The organism is Streptomyces sp. NPDC051133, assembly GCF_040682635.1.
GTDB lineage: Bacteria > Actinomycetota > Actinomycetes > Streptomycetales > Streptomycetaceae > Streptomyces.
This window is the reverse complement of the sequence record NZ_JBFBBK010000070.1, coordinates 19,946-37,830: the sequence shown is the minus strand read 5'-3', so window position 1 is coordinate 37,830 and position 17,885 is coordinate 19,946. Positions and strand designations below refer to the sequence as shown.

General features: G+C 73.6%; 20 protein-coding genes and 1 pseudogene. 15 read left to right on the top strand and 6 right to left on the bottom strand.

The genetic code is table 11. The features are described 5' to 3' along the window. Positions 1-443: 443 nt before the first annotated feature. The 12 genes and pseudogenes from AB0N17_RS40835 to AB0N17_RS40780 all read left to right on the top strand — a co-directional run bounded on the left by AB0N17_RS40835 (position 444) and on the right by AB0N17_RS40780 (position 8,894). On the top strand, positions 444-2,291 hold the full coding sequence (locus AB0N17_RS40835) for a transketolase (protein WP_366016746.1): 1,848 nt from the start codon (positions 444-446) through the stop codon (positions 2,289-2,291). Further along, a complete protein-coding gene (ligD, locus tag AB0N17_RS40830) occupies positions 2,288-3,220 on the top strand; it encodes a non-homologous end-joining DNA ligase (RefSeq protein ID WP_366016745.1) in 933 nt (310 codons plus the stop codon). The genes AB0N17_RS40835 and ligD overlap by 4 nt, the downstream gene beginning before the upstream one ends. A gap of 204 nt (positions 3,221-3,424) precedes the next feature. Further along, positions 3,425-3,760 (top strand): annotated as a pseudogene (locus AB0N17_RS40825) (gas vesicle protein); the annotation flags it as partial. Positions 3,761-3,857: 97 nt separating this feature from the next. After that, positions 3,858-4,277 (top strand): gas vesicle structural protein GvpA, encoded by a 420-nt coding sequence (locus AB0N17_RS40820; RefSeq protein WP_366016744.1) that lies wholly within the window; start codon positions 3,858-3,860, stop codon positions 4,275-4,277. Continuing rightward, a complete protein-coding gene (locus tag AB0N17_RS40815; protein WP_366016743.1) occupies positions 4,274-5,044 on the top strand; it encodes a GvpL/GvpF family gas vesicle protein in 771 nt (256 codons plus the stop codon). The genes AB0N17_RS40820 and AB0N17_RS40815 overlap by 4 nt, the downstream gene beginning before the upstream one ends. A gap of 38 nt (positions 5,045-5,082) precedes the next feature. Then, positions 5,083-5,340 carry a gas vesicle protein GvpG gene (locus tag AB0N17_RS40810; protein WP_366016742.1) on the top strand — a complete coding sequence of 86 codons (258 nt, stop codon included), beginning with the start codon at positions 5,083-5,085 and terminating at the stop codon, positions 5,338-5,340. Position 5,341: 1 nt separating this feature from the next. Next, positions 5,342-6,034 carry a DNA primase gene (locus tag AB0N17_RS40805; RefSeq protein WP_366016741.1) on the top strand — a complete coding sequence of 231 codons (693 nt, stop codon included), beginning with the start codon at positions 5,342-5,344 and terminating at the stop codon, positions 6,032-6,034. Continuing rightward, positions 6,031-7,227, top strand: a complete 1,197-nt coding sequence (locus tag AB0N17_RS40800) for an SRPBCC family protein (RefSeq protein WP_366016740.1) — start codon at positions 6,031-6,033, stop codon at positions 7,225-7,227. The genes AB0N17_RS40805 and AB0N17_RS40800 overlap by 4 nt, the downstream gene beginning before the upstream one ends. Then, a complete protein-coding gene (locus tag AB0N17_RS40795; RefSeq protein ID WP_366016739.1) occupies positions 7,224-7,580 on the top strand; it encodes a gas vesicle protein in 357 nt (118 codons plus the stop codon). The genes AB0N17_RS40800 and AB0N17_RS40795 overlap by 4 nt, the downstream gene beginning before the upstream one ends. After that, positions 7,577-8,431, top strand: a complete 855-nt coding sequence (locus AB0N17_RS40790) for a GvpL/GvpF family gas vesicle protein (RefSeq protein WP_366016738.1) — start codon at positions 7,577-7,579, stop codon at positions 8,429-8,431. The genes AB0N17_RS40795 and AB0N17_RS40790 overlap by 4 nt, the downstream gene beginning before the upstream one ends. Further along, complete coding sequence (locus AB0N17_RS40785; protein ID WP_366016737.1) at positions 8,428-8,616, top strand: gas vesicle protein; 189 nt, start codon at positions 8,428-8,430, stop codon at positions 8,614-8,616. The genes AB0N17_RS40790 and AB0N17_RS40785 overlap by 4 nt, the downstream gene beginning before the upstream one ends. Continuing rightward, the gene (locus tag AB0N17_RS40780) at positions 8,613-8,894 is read left to right on the top strand and encodes a gas vesicle protein K (protein WP_366016736.1); all 282 of its coding nucleotides are present in this window, start codon (positions 8,613-8,615) and stop codon (positions 8,892-8,894) included. Before AB0N17_RS40785 ends, AB0N17_RS40780 begins: the two co-directional genes overlap by 4 nt. 15 nt (positions 8,895-8,909) lie before the next feature. Here AB0N17_RS40780 and AB0N17_RS40775 read toward each other — a convergent pair whose 3' ends face one another. Together AB0N17_RS40775 and AB0N17_RS40770 are read right to left on the bottom strand one after the other, a co-directional pair. Then, entirely contained in the window at positions 8,910-9,731 is an 822-nt protein-coding gene (locus AB0N17_RS40775) for a class I SAM-dependent methyltransferase (protein WP_366016735.1), read from the bottom strand. Between the two features lie 157 nt (positions 9,732-9,888). Beyond that, positions 9,889-11,382 carry a phosphatase PAP2 family protein gene (locus AB0N17_RS40770; protein ID WP_366016734.1) on the bottom strand — a complete coding sequence of 498 codons (1,494 nt, stop codon included), beginning with the start codon at positions 11,380-11,382 and terminating at the stop codon, positions 9,889-9,891. A gap of 81 nt (positions 11,383-11,463) precedes the next feature. On the opposite strand from AB0N17_RS40770, the gene AB0N17_RS40765 reads away from it, so the two are divergent. Together AB0N17_RS40765 and AB0N17_RS40760 are read left to right on the top strand one after the other, a co-directional pair. Continuing rightward, the gene (locus AB0N17_RS40765) at positions 11,464-12,120 is read left to right on the top strand and encodes a histidine phosphatase family protein (protein WP_366016733.1); all 657 of its coding nucleotides are present in this window, start codon (positions 11,464-11,466) and stop codon (positions 12,118-12,120) included. A gap of 579 nt (positions 12,121-12,699) precedes the next feature. After that, positions 12,700-14,319 carry an ATP-binding cassette domain-containing protein gene (locus tag AB0N17_RS40760; protein ID WP_366016732.1) on the top strand — a complete coding sequence of 540 codons (1,620 nt, stop codon included), beginning with the start codon at positions 12,700-12,702 and terminating at the stop codon, positions 14,317-14,319. A gap of 165 nt (positions 14,320-14,484) precedes the next feature. On the opposite strand, the gene AB0N17_RS40755 is transcribed toward AB0N17_RS40760, so the two are convergent. Continuing rightward, positions 14,485-15,600, bottom strand: a complete 1,116-nt coding sequence (locus tag AB0N17_RS40755; RefSeq protein ID WP_366016731.1) for a Vms1/Ankzf1 family peptidyl-tRNA hydrolase — start codon at positions 15,598-15,600, stop codon at positions 14,485-14,487. A gap of 57 nt (positions 15,601-15,657) precedes the next feature. On the opposite strand from AB0N17_RS40755, the gene AB0N17_RS40750 reads away from it, so the two are divergent. Next, a complete protein-coding gene (locus tag AB0N17_RS40750) occupies positions 15,658-15,945 on the top strand; it encodes a DUF6158 family protein (RefSeq protein WP_189815887.1) in 288 nt (95 codons plus the stop codon). Between the two features lie 130 nt (positions 15,946-16,075). Here AB0N17_RS40750 and AB0N17_RS40745 read toward each other — a convergent pair whose 3' ends face one another. Genes AB0N17_RS40745 through AB0N17_RS40735 form a run of 3 tightly spaced genes read right to left on the bottom strand, consistent with a single transcriptional unit; the run spans position 16,076 to position 17,651 of the window. Then, on the bottom strand, positions 16,076-16,618 hold the full coding sequence (locus AB0N17_RS40745) for a type 1 glutamine amidotransferase domain-containing protein (protein ID WP_366016730.1): 543 nt from the start codon (positions 16,616-16,618) through the stop codon (positions 16,076-16,078). Between the two features lie 5 nt (positions 16,619-16,623). Then, positions 16,624-17,277 (bottom strand): diguanylate cyclase, encoded by a 654-nt coding sequence (locus AB0N17_RS40740; protein ID WP_366016729.1) that lies wholly within the window; start codon positions 17,275-17,277, stop codon positions 16,624-16,626. Continuing rightward, entirely contained in the window at positions 17,274-17,651 is a 378-nt protein-coding gene (locus AB0N17_RS40735; protein WP_366016728.1) for a DUF2795 domain-containing protein, read from the bottom strand. Before AB0N17_RS40735 ends, AB0N17_RS40740 begins: the two co-directional genes overlap by 4 nt. Between the last annotated feature and the right edge of the window lie 234 nt (positions 17,652-17,885).

Here is a 17,885-nt window from a genome sequence, read left to right as displayed (position 1 = left end):
GGGCGCCGCCCCGGTCCGCCCCGCGCGGGGTCACGTGGCGGGGGATCATCCGTCGCCTGGCCCGGTCAAGCGGGCGGATGTCGCGGGCGGTCCCGCCCGGGCCCGTTCGGCGCGGGGTCACGCGGCCCCGGACCATCCGGCCCCCGGCCCGGTCAAGCGGGCGGATGCCCCAGCCGCCCCGGCCCGCCCCGCGCGGGGTCATGCGGCGGGGGATCATCCGTCGCCGGGCCCGGTCAAGCGGGCGGATGTCCCGGGGGGCGCCGCTCCGGCCCGCCCCGCGCGGGGTCACGTGGCGGGGGATCATCCGTCGCCTGGCCCGGTCAAGCGGGCGGATCCGCCGGGCCGTCCCTCCTCCTGAGGCCGCTGCTCCCCTGGGCCCCGCGGAGCGTCCGCAGCACCCCCGGGACCCCACGATTCCTGTACGAACGTGCGCAAGGAGACTCATGAACACCGACGAACTCGTCGAGCTCGGACAGCAGTTGCGCGTGGACAGTGTGCGGGCGGCCGCCGCCGCCGGCTCCGGGCATCCGACGTCCTCGATGTCCGCCGCCGACCTGATGGCGGTCCTGCTCGCCAACCACCTGCGCTACGACTTCGAGCGTCCCGAACACCCCGCCAACGACCGCTTCGTGCTGTCCAAGGGACACGCCTCGCCCCTGCTGTACGCCGCGTACAAGGCGGCCGGTGCCATCGAGGACGGCGAGCTGGTCACGTTCCGCAAGCTCGGCAGCCGGCTGGAGGGGCATCCGACGCCCCGCCGGCTGCCCTGGGTGGAGACGGCCACCGGCTCGCTCGGCCAGGGCCTGCCGGTCGGCGTCGGCATCGCGCTCACCGGGAAGCGGCTGGACCGCACCGGCTACCGGGTGTGGGTGCTGTGCGGTGACAGCGAGCTGGCGGAGGGCTCGGTGTGGGAGGCCGCCGAACACGCCGGGTACGAGAACCTGGACAACCTGATCGCCGTCGTCGACGTGAACCGGCTCGGCCAGCGCGGCCCGACCCGGCACGGTCACGACCTGGACGCCTACGCCCGCCGTTTCCAGGCCTTCGGCTGGCACACCGTCGAGATCGACGGCCACGACGTCGACAAGATCGACCGGGCGTACGGGGAGGCGCTGTCCACCACCGGGCAGCCCACCGTGATCCTCGCCCGCACCCTGAAGGGCAAGGGCGTCGCCTCCGTCCAGGACCGCGAGGGCCTGCACGGCAAGCCGCTGCCCGAGGCCGAGGAGGCCGTCGCGGAACTGGGCGGTCCGCGCGAGCTGCACGTCCGGGTCAGCGAGCCCCCGGCCGCCGCCGCGCTGCGCGACCTCACCACCGAGGTGATCCAGCTACCGCGCTACGACCAGGGGGACGAGGCCGCGACGAGGGACGCCTTCGGCAAGGCCCTCGCCGCGCTCGGCACCGCCCGCGGCGACATCGTCGCCCTGGACGGCGAGGTCGGCGACTCCACCCGCACCGAGGAGTTCGCCAAGGCCCACCCCGACCGGTTCTTCGAGTGCTACATCGCCGAGCAGCAGCTCGTCGCCGCATCCGTCGGCATGGCCGTACGCGGCTGGGTGCCGTACGCCTCGACCTTCGCGGCGTTCTTCACCCGCGCCTACGACTTCGTGCGCATGGCCTCCATCAGCGGCTCCGGGCTCAATTTGGTCGGCTCCCACGCCGGTGTCGCGATCGGCCAGGACGGGCCCTCGCAGATGGGCCTGGAGGACCTGGCGATGTTCCGTGCCGTGTACGGCTCGACCGTGCTGTACCCGTGCGACGCCAACCAGACCGCCAAGCTGGTCGCCACCATGGCCGGCCTCGACGGCATCCGCTATCTGCGCACCTCACGCGGCAAGACCCCGGTGATCTACGGCCCCGACGAGGACTTCCCGGTCGGCGGCAGCAAGACGCTGCGCTCCGGCGAGGACGACCGGCTGACCGTCGTGGCGGCCGGGGTCACCGTGCACGAGGCGCTGGCCGCGGCCGACCGGCTCGCCGAGGACGGCATCCACGTCCGCGTGATCGACCTGTACTCGGTCAAGCCCGTCGACGCCGCCACACTGCGCCGGGCCGCCGAGGAGACCGGCTGCCTGCTCACCGTCGAGGACCACCACGCCGAGGGCGGCCTCGGGGACGCCGTCGCGGAGGCGTTCGGCGACGGCCGGCCCGTGCCCCGCCTGGTCCGGCTCGCGGTGCGCACCATGCCGGGCTCGGCCGCGCCCGACGAGCAGCTGCACGCGTCCGGCATCGACGCGGTGGGCATCGAGGCGGCCGCCAGGCTGCTGGTCGAGGAGGCGGTCGTGCGATGAGCCGCGGCGACGCGCGGCCCCTGCGGGCCGGCCGCCGCACGGTGGAGATCCAGCGGCCGGGGAAGGTCCTCTTCCCCGGCGGTGGGGGCGCGAAGGAGTACACCAAGGGCGACCTGGCCGACTACTACCGGGCCGTCGCGCCGTACCTGCTGCCGCACCTGCGGGGCCGTCCGCTGATGCTGGAGCGCTATCCCGACGGCGTCGACGGGCCGCGGTTCATGCAGAAGAACACCCCCGAGCACTACCCGGACTGGATCACCCGCGCCGAGGTCGCCAAGGAGGGCGGCACCGTGACGCACGTCGTCTGCGACGACACCGCCACCCTCCTGTACCTCGCCGACCAGGCCTGTCTCACCCTGCACCGCTGGCTGTCCCGCACCGACCGGGCCGCCGGCCCCGACCACCCCGACCGGCTGGTCTTCGACCTCGACCCTCCCGGCGACGACTTCGCCGCGGCCCGCGAGGCCGCTGTCCTGCTGCGCGCCCTCCTGGACGACCTGGGCCTGCCCGCCGCCCCCATGACCACCGGCTCGCGCGGACTCCACCTCGTCGTCCCCCTCGACGGCCGCGCCGGCTTCGACGAGGTGCGGCAGTTCGCCCGCGAGGTCGCCGAGGCCGCCGCGGCCGAGGACCCGGACCGGCTGACCACCGCCGCCCGCAAGGACGAGCGCGCCGGCCGCCTCTACCTCGACGTGCAGCGCAACGCCTACGCCCAGACCGCCGTCGCCCCCTACACCGTCCGCGCCCGCCCCGGCGCCCCCGTCGCGGTGCCCCTCACCTGGGAGCAGCTCGACGACCCCGGGCTGGACGCGCGCCGCTGGACCATCGCCGACGCCGTCGAGCAGGCCCGCACCGACCCCTGGGCACGGCTGCCGCGCCGCGGCCGTGCCCTCGGCCCGGCCCGGCGCCGCCTCGCGAAGCGCTCCTGAAGGTTTGGCCATGGGATGAGCGGCCACCCGCAAGGAGAGGTGGCCATGTCGAACACACACCACACACCGAAGTCACGGAGTTCACGAAAAGACCAGAACTCCGCGGACCGCAACTCCGAAGAGACCGACAACGAAGAGACGCGAGACCAGGAAGAGTCGCAGGACCAAGAAGAGACACAGGACCAAGAAGAGACACAGGACCGAGAAGAGACGCGCGACAGCGCAGCGACACAGGAACACACTGGGAAAGAGGCGGACGAGCGGCGGCGGCCGAAGCCGATGGAGGTGCTGCGCCAGGCGCGCACCCAGCTCGCCGAGCTGATCGGGCTCGCACCCGAGTCGGTGTCCTCCTTCGAACAGACCGAGGACGGCTGGGCGCTCGAGGTCGAGGTCCTGGAGCTGGCCCGGGTGCCGGACACCATGAGCCTGATGGCGAGCTACCAGGTCGAACTCGATCCCGACGGCCAGCTCACCGGCTACCGGAAGGTCCGCCGCTACGAACGCGGGCGGGCCGACGCGCGTCGGTCCGGCGGCCGCTAGGGCCGCCCTCCCCCCTCGGCCCCGTTCGGGCGGGGGACCCCATCCGCGTCCACGGAGCCACCGTGGAACCGACTACTCACGAGGAGGAACAGCCGGCATGACCGTTGTCCCGGCACAGCAGTCCGGCGGCGGAGGCGGCAGCAGCGGCCTCTACGACGTACTGGAGCTGGTTCTCGACCGAGGGCTCGTCATCGACGCGTTCGTGCGTGTCTCCCTGGTCGGCATCGAGATCCTGAAGATCGACGTCCGGGTCGTCGTGGCCAGCGTCGACACTTATCTGCGCTTCGCCGAGGCGTGCAACCGCCTCGACCTGGAGTCCGGCCCGCACAAGAGCCCCGGGCTGCCCGATCTGGTCGGCGAGGTCACCGAGAGCGGTGCCCGCGGCAAGTCCAAGGGGGCGCTGACCGGCGCCGCGGAGACCATATCCGACGCGTTCAAGCAGGCCAGGGGCGAGGCGGAGGGCGAGTCCCGGCCGCGGCCCCGTAAGACGGCCCGCCGGAGGGAGGAGCAGGAGTGAGCACCTACGTCTACGGGATCACCGCGCGCTCGCACCCGGCGCTCCCTGAGGGGATGACCGGGGTCGGTGAGCCGGCCCTGCCCGTGCGGATCCTCACGGCGGGGGAGCTGGCCGCCGTGGTCAGCGACTCCCCGGAGGGGCTGCGCCCCAAGCGACGGGACCTGCTCGCCCACCAGAACGTGCTCGCCGAGACGGGCGCGGCCGGCTGCGTGCTGCCCATGCGGTTCGGCAGTGTCGCCACCGACGACGACAGCGTCGTCCAGGTGCTCGGCGAGCGCGAGGAGCACTACAAGGAGCGCCTGCAGGCGCTGGACGCCAAGGTCGAGTACAACGTCAAGGCCACCCACGTGGAGGACGCCGTCCTGCACCTGGTGATGGCCGAGAACACGGAGATCCGCTCGCTCGCCGAGGCCAACCGCACGGCGGGCGGAGGCGGCTACGACGACAAGATCCGGCTCGGCGAACTGGTCGCCGCGGCCGTCAAGGCCCGGGAGGCCGAGGACGCCGCCGAGGTGCGGAGCCTGCTGGAGCCGGCCGCCAGCGCGGTCAGCGTGGGCCCGGAGTCCACCGGCTGGCTGCTGAACCTGTCGTTCCTGGTGCCCCGGGACGCGGCCGAGGCCTTCCTCGCCGCCGTCGACGACGTCCGCGGCAGCCACCCCCATCTCGACCTGCGGGTCAACGGCCCGCTGCCGCCGTACAGCTTCGTCGAGCCCGGTCCGGCCGAGCCCGCGGGCAGCACGGCCGGCATGGACGCGGGGGCCGAGTAGCGGTCCGGGTCCGGGCGGCCCGGCGGAAGGAGGAGACCGTGGGACTGATCGGAGAGGTGCTGCTGCTGCCGTTCGCACCGGTGCGCGGCAGCGCGTGGGCGGTCAGGCAGGTGCTCCGCGAGGCGGAACGGATCTACTACGACCCCGCCACCGTACGGGCCGAGCTCGCCCGCCTCGAGGAGAGGCTGGAGGCGGGCGAGATCACCGAGGAGGAGTTCGACCGGTACGAGGACGAACTGCTCGACCGGCTGGAGACGGCCTTGCGCTCCGGCGACACCACAGGCAACGGGACGTGACATGAACCGAACGGCACTGGGCCTCGCCATAGGGGCCGGATATCTGCTGGGACGCACCAAGAAACTGAAGATGGCCGTGGCGGTCGGATCCGTCGTGGCGGGCAAGAAGCTGAACCTGGGCCCGCGCGCGGTCGCGGAGCTGGTGAAGGGGCAGCTGGCGAACAACCCGCAGTTCAAGGAGATCGGCGACCAGCTGCGCCAGGACATGCGGGGGGTCGGCAAGGCCGCCTCCGGCGCGATGGTCGAGCGGCAGATGACCGCGCTCGCCGACCGGCTGCACGACCGTACGTCACAGGTGCGCGGGCAGTTGTCCGGGGAGGCGCCCTCCGGCTCCGACGAGGACTCCGGCGAGGACGCCGACAGGTACGAGGGGGACGCCGAGGAGGAGTCCGCCGAGCAGGACGACGACGGCGGCTCCGGCCGCGCCGGCGGCCGGAGCGGTGACCGGGGCCGCGAACGGGACCGGGACGACGAGCCCCGCGAGGGCAAGGCCGACGGCGGCCCGGACCGGAAGGGTCCCGCGAAGAAGGCTCCCGGGAAGAAGGCCGCGGCGAAGAAGGCACCGGCGAAGAAGACCGCCCCCGCGAAGAAGGCGGCGGCCAAGAAGACGGACGGCGCCCGCAAGGCGGCCGCGAAGAAGACGGCCGCGGCCCGCGGCGGGCCGCGCACGGCGAAGGGCGGCGACGACCGATGACACCGACGACCGGAGGGCTCGGATCCGCGGCGTCCGCGGCCGGCTCGACCGCGGGCCGGGCCACGGGCGCGGCCAAGGACACGCTGACGGACCTCGCCCACAGCGAGGCCGCCGACCGGCTGAAGGCCGAGGCCCAGGAGTACCTTTCCGCCCAGGCCCAGCGCATGCTCACCGGCCTGGGCCGCAAGCTCGGCGAGACCACGAACAAGCTCAACGACATCGCCGAGGGCAACAGCCCCGGCTTCGCCAAACTCGCCCTCGACGGCGGACGCAAGCTCGCCGAGGGAAAGGGGCCGCTGCGCACCGCGCTGGAACTCGGGGCCTCCCGCGCCAAGGAGAACGTGATGGACGCGGTCAAGAACCTCGGGGGCGGCAAGGGCAAGAAGAAGGGCCGCGGGGGCAACAAGCCCACCGTCATCATGGAGTCCATAGACGTCGGCGTGCCGGTGCGCACCGCCTACGACCAGTGGACCCAGTTCCAGGACTTCTCCACCTTCGCCAAGGGCGTCAAGAGCGCGAGCCGCGCGAGCGACACCGACTCCGACTGGCAGGCGAAGATCTTCTGGTCCAGCCGCAGCTGGAAGGCGCACGTCACCGAGCAGATACCCGACTACCGCATCCAGTGGACGTCGGAGGGCGCGAAGGGCAGCGTCAAGGGCGTCGTCACCTTCCATCCGCTCGGTGAGAACCTCACCCGGGTGCTGCTGGTCATGGAGTACTACCCGAGCGGTCTCTTCGAGAAGACCGGCAACATCTGGCGCGCCCAGGGCCGCCGGGCCAGGCTGGACCTGAAGCACTTCTCCCGTTTCATCACCCTCAAGGGCGAGGCGGAGGACGGCTGGCGCGGCGAGATCGAGGACGGCGAGGTCGTCCGCAGCCACGAGGACGCCGTGGCCGAGGAGGAGCGCGAGTCCGAGGAGCAGGAGTCCGGGGAGCAGGAGTCCGAGGAGCCGGAGGACCGCTACGACGAAGGCGAGGAGGGCGAGGAGCCCGAGGAGGAGCCCTACGAGGACGAGGAAGAGGGCCGCTACGAGGACGAGGAGCCCGAGGAAGAGGAACCCGAGGAAGAGGAACCCGAGGAGGAGCCTGAGGAAGAGGAGCCCCGGGGCGAGGACGAGGACTACGAGGACGAGGAGGAGGAGTACGAGGACGAGGAGGAGCCGGAGTACGCCCAGCGCGGGAGCCGTCGATGACGACGCCCAGCCGCTTCGGTGATTCCGGCAGCCGGTTCCCGGAGCCGTACGGCCAGGGAGGCGGAGCCAACCTCGCCGACATCCTGGAGCGCGTGCTCGACAAGGGCATCGTGATCGCGGGTGACATCAGGATCAACCTGCTCGACATCGAACTGCTCACCGTGAAGCTGCGCCTCATCGTCGCCTCGGTGGACAAGGCCAAGGAGATGGGCATCGACTGGTGGGAGAGCGACCCGGCGCTCTCGTCCCGGGCCAGGCGGGACGAGCTGGCCCGGGAGAACGCCGAGCTGAAGGAACGGCTGGCCCGGCTGGAGGAGCTGGAGCCGGGCCGCGTACCGAGGGAGGCGCCATGACCGGACTGCGCTACGTCTACGCCGTCTGCCGCCTCTTCGACACGCCCCTGCAGACCCAGCTGACGGGCATCGGGGGCGCCCCGCCGGCGCTGGTGCACCACCACGGTCTCGTCGCGGTCGTCAGCACCGTCCCGGAGGCCGACTTCCGCGAGGAGGCCCTGAAGGCCCACCTGGAGGACCTGGACTGGCTGGCCGCGACCGCCCGCGCCCACCAGGGGGTGATCGACGCGCTGACCACCGTCACCACCCCGCTGCCGCTGCGGCTCGCGACCGTCTTCCGGGACGACAGCGGGGTGCGCGCGATGATCGAGGCCCGCGAGGCGGACTTCCGGCGCTCCCTGGACCGGCTGGCCGGCCGGGTGGAGTGGGGCGTGAAGGTCTATCTGGAGGCCGAGCCGGAGGAGACCGCCGCCCCCGCAGCGTCGGCGAAGCCGGTGAGCGGCCGGGACTATCTGCGCCGCCGCCGCGAGAGCACCCACGCCCACGAGGACCGGTGGCAGCGGGCCGAGGAGTTCGCCCGGTCCCTGCACGAGCGGCTGTGCCAGTACGCCGAGGACTGCCGGCTGCACGCCCCGCAGAACGCGGCTCTGTCCCATGCGCCGGGCCGCAACGTGCTCAACGCGGCCTATCTGGTGCCGCGCAGGCAGTGCGAGGCGTTCGTGGAGATGGTGGACCGCACGAAGGACGAGGCGCCCGGCATGCGGGTGGAGCTCACCGGTCCGTGGGCCGCGTACTCGTTCACGGGAGAGGACACCGCGCAGGAGCCGCAGAGGGAGCAGGGGACGCAGGAGCCGCGGGACGCGCCGCAGGGACCGGAGATGAAGGAGACACGGACAGGGGAGGCATCGTGACCGTCGTCGAACGGCGCGAGATCGCGCTCGTCGACCTGCTCGACCGGCTGCTCGCCGGCGGCGTCGTCCTCACCGGGGACATCACCCTGCGCATCGCGGACGTCGACCTGGTCCGCATCGACCTGAACGCGCTGATCAGCTCCGTCAACCAGCAGGTCCCCTCACCCTTCGAGGAGCTGCTGTGAGCACCCGCAACCGGCTCGACCTGGAACCCGACACGGTCGAACGCGACCTGGTGAAACTCGTCCTGACCGTGGTGGAACTGCTGCGCCAGCTGATGGAACGGCAGGCCGTGCGCCGCTTCGACACCGGTGAGCTGACCGAGGACCAGGAGGAGCGGATCGGGCTGACCCTGATGCTCCTGGAGGACCGGATGGCCGAGCTGCGGGAGCGCTACGGGCTGCGGCCCGAGGACCTGAACCTGGACCTCGGGCCGCTGGGCCCCCTGCTTCCCCGCGACTGAACCCGGGGGGCCGGGTCAGGCGTCCTTGCGGCACAGGATCTCCCCGTGCAGGACCGCGAACCAGCCGTCCTCCCGCCGCCCCCACTCCCGCCAGGCCCCGGCCACCGACCGCAGCTCCTCCACGCTCGCGTGACCGCCTCCGGTGGCCCGTCCGGCGTAGCCGGAGGCGACGGTCCTGTCGGCCCACAGCCCGCTCCACCAGGCCCGCTCCTCGGCCGTGGCGAACGTCCAGGTGCTGGAGCCGGCCGTGACGTCGCTGAACCCGGCCGCCCGCGCCCACGCGTACAGCCGGCGTCCGGCGTCGGGTTCGCCGCCGTTGGCGCGCGCCACCCGCTCGTACAGGTCCAGCCAGTCGGTCAGGCCCGGCACCTGCGGGTACCAGGTCATCGCCGCGTAGTCCGCGTCGCGCACGGCGACGAGGCCGCCCGGCTTCGTCACCCGCCGCATCTCGCGCAGCGCCTGCACCGGGTCGCCCACGTGCTGCAGCACCTGGTGGGCGTGGACCACGCAGAACGTGTCGTCCGGGTAGTCCAGGGCGTGCACGTCGGCGACGGCGAAGTCGACGTTGGCCAGGCCGCGTCCGGCGGCGGTGGCCCGGGCCTGCTCCAGGATGCCCGGCGCGTGGTCGACGCCGGTGACCCGGCCGTCCGGAACCAGCTCCGCCAGGTCGGCGGTGATGGTCCCGGGGCCGCAGCCGATGTCCAGGATCCTCATGTGGGGCTTCAGCGAACCGAGCAGATAGGCCGCGGAGTTGGCGGCGGTCCGCCAGGTGTGCGAACGCAGCACCGACTCGTGGTGCCCGTGCGTGTAGACGGCGGACTCCTGCGCCTTCGGCATGGCCGTACCCCTTCTCGTCGTACCGGAACCGGTGGCCTCGCGGCCCCCGGCGGGCGGTACGTCCACGGTACGCGCGCATGTCGCATGATGAGACCCGCGTTTTGCATTCTGGACTGACGCAACGTCAGAGAATTCTGCGGCGGCGTCCGGCGACGTGTCAGGGCGCGGTGCGCAGCGGGCGGTAGACGGTCAGGGCCTCGGGCAGGTTCTCCACCGTCAGATCGCCCGACACCGCCGTCACCTCACCGTCGTACGCCAGCGGTGTGCCGGGCTCGACGCCGGTCAGCCGCAACCGGTTCACCTGCACCGCCGCGTGCGCCGGCGAGCGGGTCAGCGGACCCGCGGCCGCCGCGGCGAGCAGCCGCAGCGCGGGCCGCCGGCTGCCGTGCACCACCCGCACGTCCAGCAGCCCGTCCGCCAGGTCGGTACGGCGGCCGGGCGCGAGCCCCATCCGGTGGTAGACGCCGTTGCCGACGAACAGCAGCCACAGCGGCCGCTGTTCACCCCCGACCTCCAGCCGCAGCGGATGCCGGTCCGCGCGCAGCACCCGCAGCGCGCCCAGCACCCCGGCCGGCCAGCCGCCGATCCGATGGGACCAGCGGTCCCGCTCGCGCACCAGCTCCGGGTAGACGCCCAGGCTCAGCGTGTTCAGGAAGAACCCCTCCGTGTCACCGGAGACGAACCGGCCCACGTCCACCCGCACCGCCTCGCCGTGCCGGACCGCCCGGGCCAGATCGCGCTCGTCCTCCACACCCAGGTCGTAGGCGAAGTGGTTCAGGGTGCCGCCGGGCAGCACCGCGAGCGGCAGACCGTGCCGCAGGGCGATCCCGGCCGCCGCGTTCACCGTGCCGTCGCCGCCGCACACCCCGAGCACCCGCGCCCGGGCCGCCGCCTTCGCCAGCTCGTCCGCGACCTCCTCCGGGTCGCACTCGACGATCTCCGCCGCCGGCAGCGCGTCGTGCAGCGCCCGCACCCGGTCGGCCGTGCCCGAGGCCCGGTTGGCGACCACCACCAGGCCGTCGCCCTCGTGCAGCGCCGGCGCCTCGGCGCGCGGCCGGGCGGGCCGCCGTACCCCGGCACGCGTCGGCACCAGCCGCCGCACCAGGAAGGCGGCGCCCGCCCCGAGCGCCACCCCGGCCAGCACGTCGACCGGGAAGTGCACCCCCGTGTACACCCGGGAGGCCGCCACCGAGAACGCCACCGGAGCCACCGCGGCCCCCCAGGCCGGCGACTCCAGCGCCACCCCGGTCGCGAAGGCCGCCGCCGACGCGGCGTGCCCGGACGGGAAGGAGGTGGTGATCGGCTGCCGCTTCAGCTGCCGCGCCAGCGGCACCGGGTCCAGCACCGGGCGGGCCCGGCGCACCGACCGCTTGCCGAGGGTGTTGATGGTCAGCGAGGCCAGACCGAGACTGGCCAGCCCCCGGACCGCCGCCCGCCGGGCCCGGGGGGTACGGATCGCGGCCATCGCGGCGGCCGTGGCGAACCACAGCACACCGTGGTTCGCGCTGCGGCTGAGGCGGGGCAGCACCCGCTCGGCGCCCGGCCAGTGCCAGGCGGCGGCCGCCTCGAACAGCCGGCCGTCCAGCTCCAGCAGCGAGCACAGCGGATTGCGGGCGTTCACGGGGCCGGTCAGGTCCAGATCTGGGCTCATGGGGTGCGGTTACCCTGAAGTGCCCGTTTCTTGTGTGCGTCTGCGCCGGGTGGCCCACACCGGCGCGAGAGGTGGTCCCGGATGCGTCTGCTCCTCGTCCGCCACGGCGAGACCCCGTCCAACGTGGACCACCTGCTGGACACCGCCGCGCCCGGGCCCGCGCTGACCCCGCTCGGCGAGGCGCAGGCCGCCGCGCTGCCCGCGGCCCTCGCCGGCGAGGACATCGAGGCCCTGTACGCCTCCACCCTGATCCGCACCCGGCAGACCGCCGCCCCGCTGGCCGCGGCCCGGCGCCTGCCGGTGACCGTCCGCGCCGGCATCCGCGAGCTGTCGGCCGGCGACCTGGAGATGCGGCACGGCCACTCGCCCGAGGGCGAGCGGTATCTGCGCACCGTGTTCGCCTGGGCCGCCGGGGACACCGCCCTGCGGATCCCCGGCGGGGAGAGCGGCGAGGAGGCCCTCGCCCGGTACGACGCGGTGGTCGCCGAGGCCGCCGCGAGCGGCGCCCGCACCGTCGCCATGGTCAGTCACGGCGCCGCGATCCGGGTGTGGACCGCCGCCCGCGCCGGCAACGTCGACGTCGCCTTCGCCGCGGCCCGCCCGCTGAGCAACACCGGCGTGATCGTCCTGGAGGGCTCCCCGGCCGACGGCTGGAAGGCCCTGTCCTGGGAGGGCGCCACGGTCGAGCCGGCCGGAGAGCCCGGCCCGACGGGGGAACCGCTGGAGGCGGAGGGGTAGCGACGACGGACCGGCGGCGGGGGGCCGGCCGGCGGTGCGGGCGCCGGTGGCGGAGTGGGCCGGTGGCCGGGTGGGCCGCTGGTGGGGGCGCCGGTGGCGGAGTGGGCGGGTGGCGCGGGCGCCGGTGGCGGGTGGTGGGGAGCCGCGGGCGGCTTGCAGGCCGCGGGGGCCAGAGGATGCGGGGGCGAGGGGTGAGGAGCGAGGGGCGGCGGGGGCGAGCGGCTGCGGGAGCGAGGGGCTGTGGGGCCCGCGGGGCGGCGAGGGCGAGCGGCTGCGGGGTCCTGAGGGGCGAGGAGCGAGGGGCGAGGGGCTGTGTGGCCCGCGGGGCGGCGTGGGCGAGGGGCGAGGGGCGAGGGGCGAGGGGCGAGGGGCGAGGGGCGAGGGGCGAGGGGCGCGCGGCTGTGGGGGCGAGGGGCTGTGGGGCCCGCGGGGCGGCGAGGGCAGGCGGCTGTGGGGTCCTGGGGGGCGGCGTGGGCGAGGGGTTGTGGGGCTCTGCTGGGCGGCGTGGCGGTGCGGGTGTTCGCCCGGTTCGGATATCGGTTTGCCGCTGCTCGCCGGTGACCCGGAGAATGCCCTCCCATGGGACATCTGGAAGCCGCGCACCTCGAGTACCACCTCCCGGACGGCAGGACACTGCTCGGGGACGTGTCCTTCCGGGTCGGCGAAGGCGCCGCCGTCGCCCTGGTCGGCCCGAACGGCGCCGGCAAGACGACCCTGCTGCGGCTGATCTCCGGCGAGCTGAAGCCGCACGGCGGCACCGTCACCGTCAGCGGCGGCCTCGGCGTGATGCGCCAGTTCGTCGGCTCCGTACGGGACGAGACGACCGTACGGGACCTGCTCGTCTCCGTCGCCCCGCCCCGCATCCGGCAGGCGGCGCAGGCCGTGGACCGGGCCGAGCACGCGGTCATGACCGTCGACGACGAGGCCGCCCAGATGAGCTACGCCCAGGCCCTCGCCGACTGGGCCGAGGCACGCGGCTACGAGGCCGAGACCCTGTGGGACATGTGCACCACCGCCGCCCTCGGCATGCCCTACGAGCGCGCCCAGTGGCGGCAGGTGCGCACCCTGTCCGGCGGTGAGCAGAAACGCCTCGTGCTGGAGGCGCTGCTGCGCGGCACCGACGAGGTGCTGCTCCTCGACGAGCCGGACAACTACCTCGACGTGCCCGGCAAGCGCTGGCTGGAGGAGCAGCTCGCCCAGACCCGCAAGACGGTCCTGTTCGTCTCCCACGACCGCGAACTCCTCGCCCGCGCCGCCGAGAAGATCGTCTCCGTCGAACCCGGCCCGGCCGGCGCCGACGCCTGGGTGCACGGCGGCGGCTTCGCCACGTACCACGAGGCCCGCCGCGAACGCTTCGCCCGCTTCGAGGAACTGCGCCGCCGCTGGGACGAGAAGCACGCCCAGCTGAAGAAGCTCGTCCTGAACCTCCGTCAGGCCGCCGCCGTCAGCCACGAGATGGCCTCCCGGTACGCCGCCGCACAGACCCGCCTGCGCAAGTTCGAGGAGGCCGGCCCGCCCCCGGAGCCGCCCCGCGAGCAGGACATCACCATGCGCCTGAAGGGCGGCCGGACCGGCGTACGGGCCGTCACCTGCACCGGGCTCGAACTGACCGGCCTGATGCGCCCGTTCGACCTGGAGGTCTTCTACGGCGAACGTGTCGCCGTCCTCGGCTCCAACGGCTCCGGCAAGTCCCACTTCCTGCGCCTGCTCGCCGGTGAGGACGTCGCGCACGACGGCGCGTTCAAGCTCGGCGCCCGGGTCGTGCCCGGCCACTTCGCCCAGACCCACGCCCACCCCGAACTCCACGGCCGCACCCTGCTCGACATCCTGTGGAAGGAGCACGCCCAGGACCGGGGGGCGGCGATGTCGCGGCTGCGCCGCTACGAACTGACCCAGCAGGCCGAGCAGTCCTTCGACCGGCTCTCCGGCGGCCAGCAGGCCCGCTTCCAGATCCTGCTGCTCGAACTGCGCGGAGTCACGGCCCTGCTGCTGGACGAGCCCACCGACAACCTCGACCTGGAGTCCGCCGAGGCACTCCAGGAGGGCCTGGAGGCCTTCGACGGCACGGTCCTCGCGGTCACCCACGACCGCTGGTTCGCCCGCTCCTTCGACCGCTACCTGGTCTTCGGCAGCGACGGCCGCGTCCGCGAGACCGCGGAACCGGTATGGGACGAACGACGCGTGGAGCGGGCGCGCTAGGTGTATTGACCTGAAGCGTTGTTCACGCGGCAGGGCCGCCGGGTCCGGCCGCGGGACCGCCTGGGTACGTGCGGCCGGAGCGCTGGGCTTCGTGCGGCGGGGCCGCTCATCGGTGCGGTCCCGCCCCGCCGCCGTACCCGGCGCGTGCGGTTCGGGAAGCTGCCGTCACGTCCAGCGCAGCAGTGCCCCCAGGCCGCCCACCGCGACCTCGTCGCCGGTCTCCTCCAGGACCGGGCTGAGGGACAGCACCGGCGCGTCCGTCACCACGGCCGCCCGGACCAGCGCGTCATCGGCGCGGGCCGGCCAGGACAGCTGCTCGCCGAGGTTCTTCAGCTCCGTGCGCCGGGCCGCCAGCTGGGCCGGGTCCTCGCCGATCCACACCTGACGGTGCGTGTCCGGCGCGTCCGGCCGGATCAGCAGCTCGGCCAGCCGGTGCTCCCGCGCCGCCTCGATCAGCTGCGGCACGCCCTCCACGGCCGCCGCCCGCCGCTCCTCGTCCGGAGTCCGGGCCGCCCGGAACCGGTCCACCTCGGCGAGGATCCGCTGCCGTACGTGCCCGGCCCGGATCTCCTCCACCTCCTGCGGCAGCAGCCGGCTGCCGATGCCGTGTCCGGTCTCCACCGCCCGCTCCCGCAACTGCTTCGGCAACTGCTCGTGCACCGACCGGCGCTCCCGTTCCTCCCCGCACAGGATCAGCAGATCGGCACCGGTCTCCGCCTGGCACGCCGCGAGCGCCCCGGCGACCTCGCGCGCGTTGTGCTCCCACGTGTTCTCGACCTTCAGCCGGAAGTGCCGCTCGGACCAGTCCGAGGCCTTCGCCCGGTGCACCGGCCACTGCCGGCCCGTCACCCCACCGGCCGTCTCGTGCAGCAGCGCGCTGCGCAGCTCGAAATCGGCACCGGTGCGGTCGATGTACGCCACCAGCGACACCGGATCCTCGCCGGCCAGGTCCAGCAGCGGTGTCACGTGCGGCAGCGTGCCCCAGCGCACCGGTCCGTCCGGCGGCCGGCGCGTCAGCGGCACCTGGAGCGCCACCTCGCCGTCGCGGGCGAACAGCGCCACCCCGTACGGCTCCGTCGAGCGCCGCAATCCCTCCACGGCCTCGTACACCGCGTGGCACGTGGGCTCGTCGGCGCCCTGCTCCCGCAGGCTCCGGGACACCGCCTGCGCCGTCAGATGCCGCCGGTGCTGCATGTCCTCGTCGTGCTCGGACAGGTCGACGTACGCGGAGGCCCAGAACCCCGGATGTTCGTACAGTGGATTCAGGAACGCGAGCTCCATGGATTCCTCCCGGAAATCGCTCGGGGGCAGTGCACGCCGGGCGGGTACCCGGACCGCATGAACGAACACGACGAGCGGGGCACCACCATGACCGGAGTCGACCCCAGCCGACTGGACGACCAGCAGCTCATGAAAGAGCTGGAGACCATCCACCGCACACGCCACGACACCCTCCTGTACGGCTCGAACGACGCACTGCGGGCCCACAACGAGCGCATGGCGCAGCTGGAGGGCGAGTACCTGCGCCGCAACCCGCGCCGTCTGGTCAGCGCGGCCCGCACCCGCGAGGGCGCCCGCGAGCGCGGCTGCGGCGAGGCGGCGACCCCGGACACCGCCGGCACCTGACCGGCACCCCACCCCACCCCCGCGCCAAGCCCCACCCGCACGCGAAAGGGCCGGCCCACATCACGGGCCGGCCCTTCACGCCCCGGGCGCGCCTCGCGGGCGCGCCTCGGGCGCACGCCTCGGGCGCACGTCAGCCGGGATCCCCGGCGAACACGTGCAGGAACGCGTCGCAGAACGCCTTCAGATCGTCCGGCTTACGGCTGGTCACCAACTGGTTGGAACCGTGGTCGCAGATCTTCACCTGCTCGTCCACCCAGGTGCCGCCCGCATTGCGGATGTCCGTCCGCAGGCTCGGCCATGAGGTCAGCACCCGGCCGCGCACCACATCGGCCTCCACCAGCGTCCACGGCGCGTGACAGATCGCCGCCACCGGGCGGCCCCCGTCGAAGAACGCCTTCACGAACGCGACGGCTTTCTCGTCCATCCGCAGGAAGTCCGGGTTCGCCACCCCGCCCGGCAGCACCAGGCCACCGAACGAACCCGCCGACGCCTCACCCACCACCTCGTCCACGGGGAACGTGTCCGCCTTGTCGAGATGGTTGAACGCCTGGATCTTCCCCGGCCCGGTGGACACCAGCACCGGCTGGTGCCCGGCGTCCGAGGCCGCCTGCCACGGCTCGGTCAGCTCGACCTGCTCGACACCCTCCGGTGCCACCAGGAACGCGATACGCATGATCCTCAGCTTCCTTTCCTGTCCCGCTCACCCCGGACGGCGCGGCCGCGCCGCTTGCGCGCCCCGGCCGCCCGCCGGCAGCGCAGCAGTTCCTCGCCGTACGGCAGCAGCACACACGTGCCGATCGCGACACCGATGCCCGCCAGATAGCCCGGCGACAGCGGGCGCCGGCGCGGCACCAGACGCCATGCGTTCGGATCCCCGCGCCCGCCCCGCAGCAGCGACCGCGCCTGATCGGCGTGCAGGCACATCAGCGAGGCCAGCCCGCCGAACGGCAGCGACTCCAGAAAGCTGTGCACATGCTGCTCGACCGGTTTGACCTCGCGGTCGCTGTCGACGGCCGTCCGCACGTCCCACAGCGCCGTCGCCTCGTGCACCGCCGCCGCGCCCAGCTGCAGGGCCAGCAGCAGCGGATTGACCTCGTAGCGCAGGGTGAGCGCGATCGGCGCGCCCACCTCCGCCATCATCAGTGCGTGGATCAGGGACTCCTTCGTCCCCGAGGTGTCCTCGATCCGGGTCCGCCGGTGCAGCACCCAGTCCGCCAGACCCGGCACGAACCAGCCGGGTAACAGCCCGTACAGCAGGAAACGTGTCGTGGCCTCACCGACGTCGACGGTGGCGCCGGCCGCGGTGGCGCGGGCGGTCCGGTCCCCGCTCATGCGCCTTCCGCCAGGGCCTGCGCCAGCTGCTGCACGTTGTCGTAGCGAGCCGAGTGCGGCAGCTCGGCCACCGCGTCCGCCAGACCGCCCGGCGCGTTCTTGCGGCGCAGCGTCCGCGCCAGGTCACGGGCGGTCGCCGGGAACGAGCCGCGGCTCAGGGTGCGCGCCAGCTCCGTCCGCACCCGCTCCAGCGACGCCGGCGAACCCAGGCCGCCCACGGGCCCGCTCCACACCTCCGGGTCGTCGTCGGCGGCAGGCTCCGGGTCGTGCCACTCCTCGACGCGTGTCGGATGCCCGGACCGGAGCAGCCCCTTCAGCTCGTGCTTCATCTCGTCGTCCCGGTGTGCGCTCAGCCGGTCACTGCCTCGCTGCATGTCTCTGACTCCCTCCAGAGGGTCGAAGGTCCACACCGCGTACCCGGCCGCCCCCGGCCGACACCGGGTCCGACCGCAGGAAACCGGCCATCGGGCCACGGCTTCTCGCGTCCGGTCACGGCTTCTTCCTGTCGGACGACTTTCGAAGAGGTCAGTGGCCGAGGCCGTGGCCCGGCACCCGAACCCTTCTGCGCGCTCCTGTATGTGCCGATCGGCGCATTTATCCGTTCAGTG

Coding starts and splice junctions, on each gene's coding strand:
- AB0N17_RS40835 (WP_366016746.1), top strand. CDS start 444: ATGAACACCGACGAACTCGTCGAGCTCGGACAGCAGTTGCGCGTGGAC.
- ligD (WP_366016745.1), top strand. CDS start 2,288: ATGAGCCGCGGCGACGCGCGGCCCCTGCGGGCCGGCCGCCGCACGGTG.
- AB0N17_RS40820 (WP_366016744.1), top strand. CDS start 3,858: ATGACCGTTGTCCCGGCACAGCAGTCCGGCGGCGGAGGCGGCAGCAGC.
- AB0N17_RS40805 (WP_366016741.1), top strand. CDS start 5,342: ATGAACCGAACGGCACTGGGCCTCGCCATAGGGGCCGGATATCTGCTG.
- AB0N17_RS40800 (WP_366016740.1), top strand. CDS start 6,031: ATGACACCGACGACCGGAGGGCTCGGATCCGCGGCGTCCGCGGCCGGC.
- AB0N17_RS40795 (WP_366016739.1), top strand. CDS start 7,224: ATGACGACGCCCAGCCGCTTCGGTGATTCCGGCAGCCGGTTCCCGGAG.
- AB0N17_RS40790 (WP_366016738.1), top strand. CDS start 7,577: ATGACCGGACTGCGCTACGTCTACGCCGTCTGCCGCCTCTTCGACACG.
- AB0N17_RS40775 (WP_366016735.1), bottom strand. CDS start 9,731: ATGCCGAAGGCGCAGGAGTCCGCCGTCTACACGCACGGGCACCACGAG.
- AB0N17_RS40770 (WP_366016734.1), bottom strand. CDS start 11,382: ATGAGCCCAGATCTGGACCTGACCGGCCCCGTGAACGCCCGCAATCCG.
- AB0N17_RS40765 (WP_366016733.1), top strand. CDS start 11,464: ATGCGTCTGCTCCTCGTCCGCCACGGCGAGACCCCGTCCAACGTGGAC.
- AB0N17_RS40760 (WP_366016732.1), top strand. CDS start 12,700: ATGGGACATCTGGAAGCCGCGCACCTCGAGTACCACCTCCCGGACGGC.
- AB0N17_RS40755 (WP_366016731.1), bottom strand. CDS start 15,600: ATGGAGCTCGCGTTCCTGAATCCACTGTACGAACATCCGGGGTTCTGG.
- AB0N17_RS40750 (WP_189815887.1), top strand. CDS start 15,658: ATGAACGAACACGACGAGCGGGGCACCACCATGACCGGAGTCGACCCC.
- AB0N17_RS40745 (WP_366016730.1), bottom strand. CDS start 16,618: ATGCGTATCGCGTTCCTGGTGGCACCGGAGGGTGTCGAGCAGGTCGAG.
- AB0N17_RS40740 (WP_366016729.1), bottom strand. CDS start 17,277: ATGAGCGGGGACCGGACCGCCCGCGCCACCGCGGCCGGCGCCACCGTC.
- AB0N17_RS40735 (WP_366016728.1), bottom strand. CDS start 17,651: ATGCAGCGAGGCAGTGACCGGCTGAGCGCACACCGGGACGACGAGATG.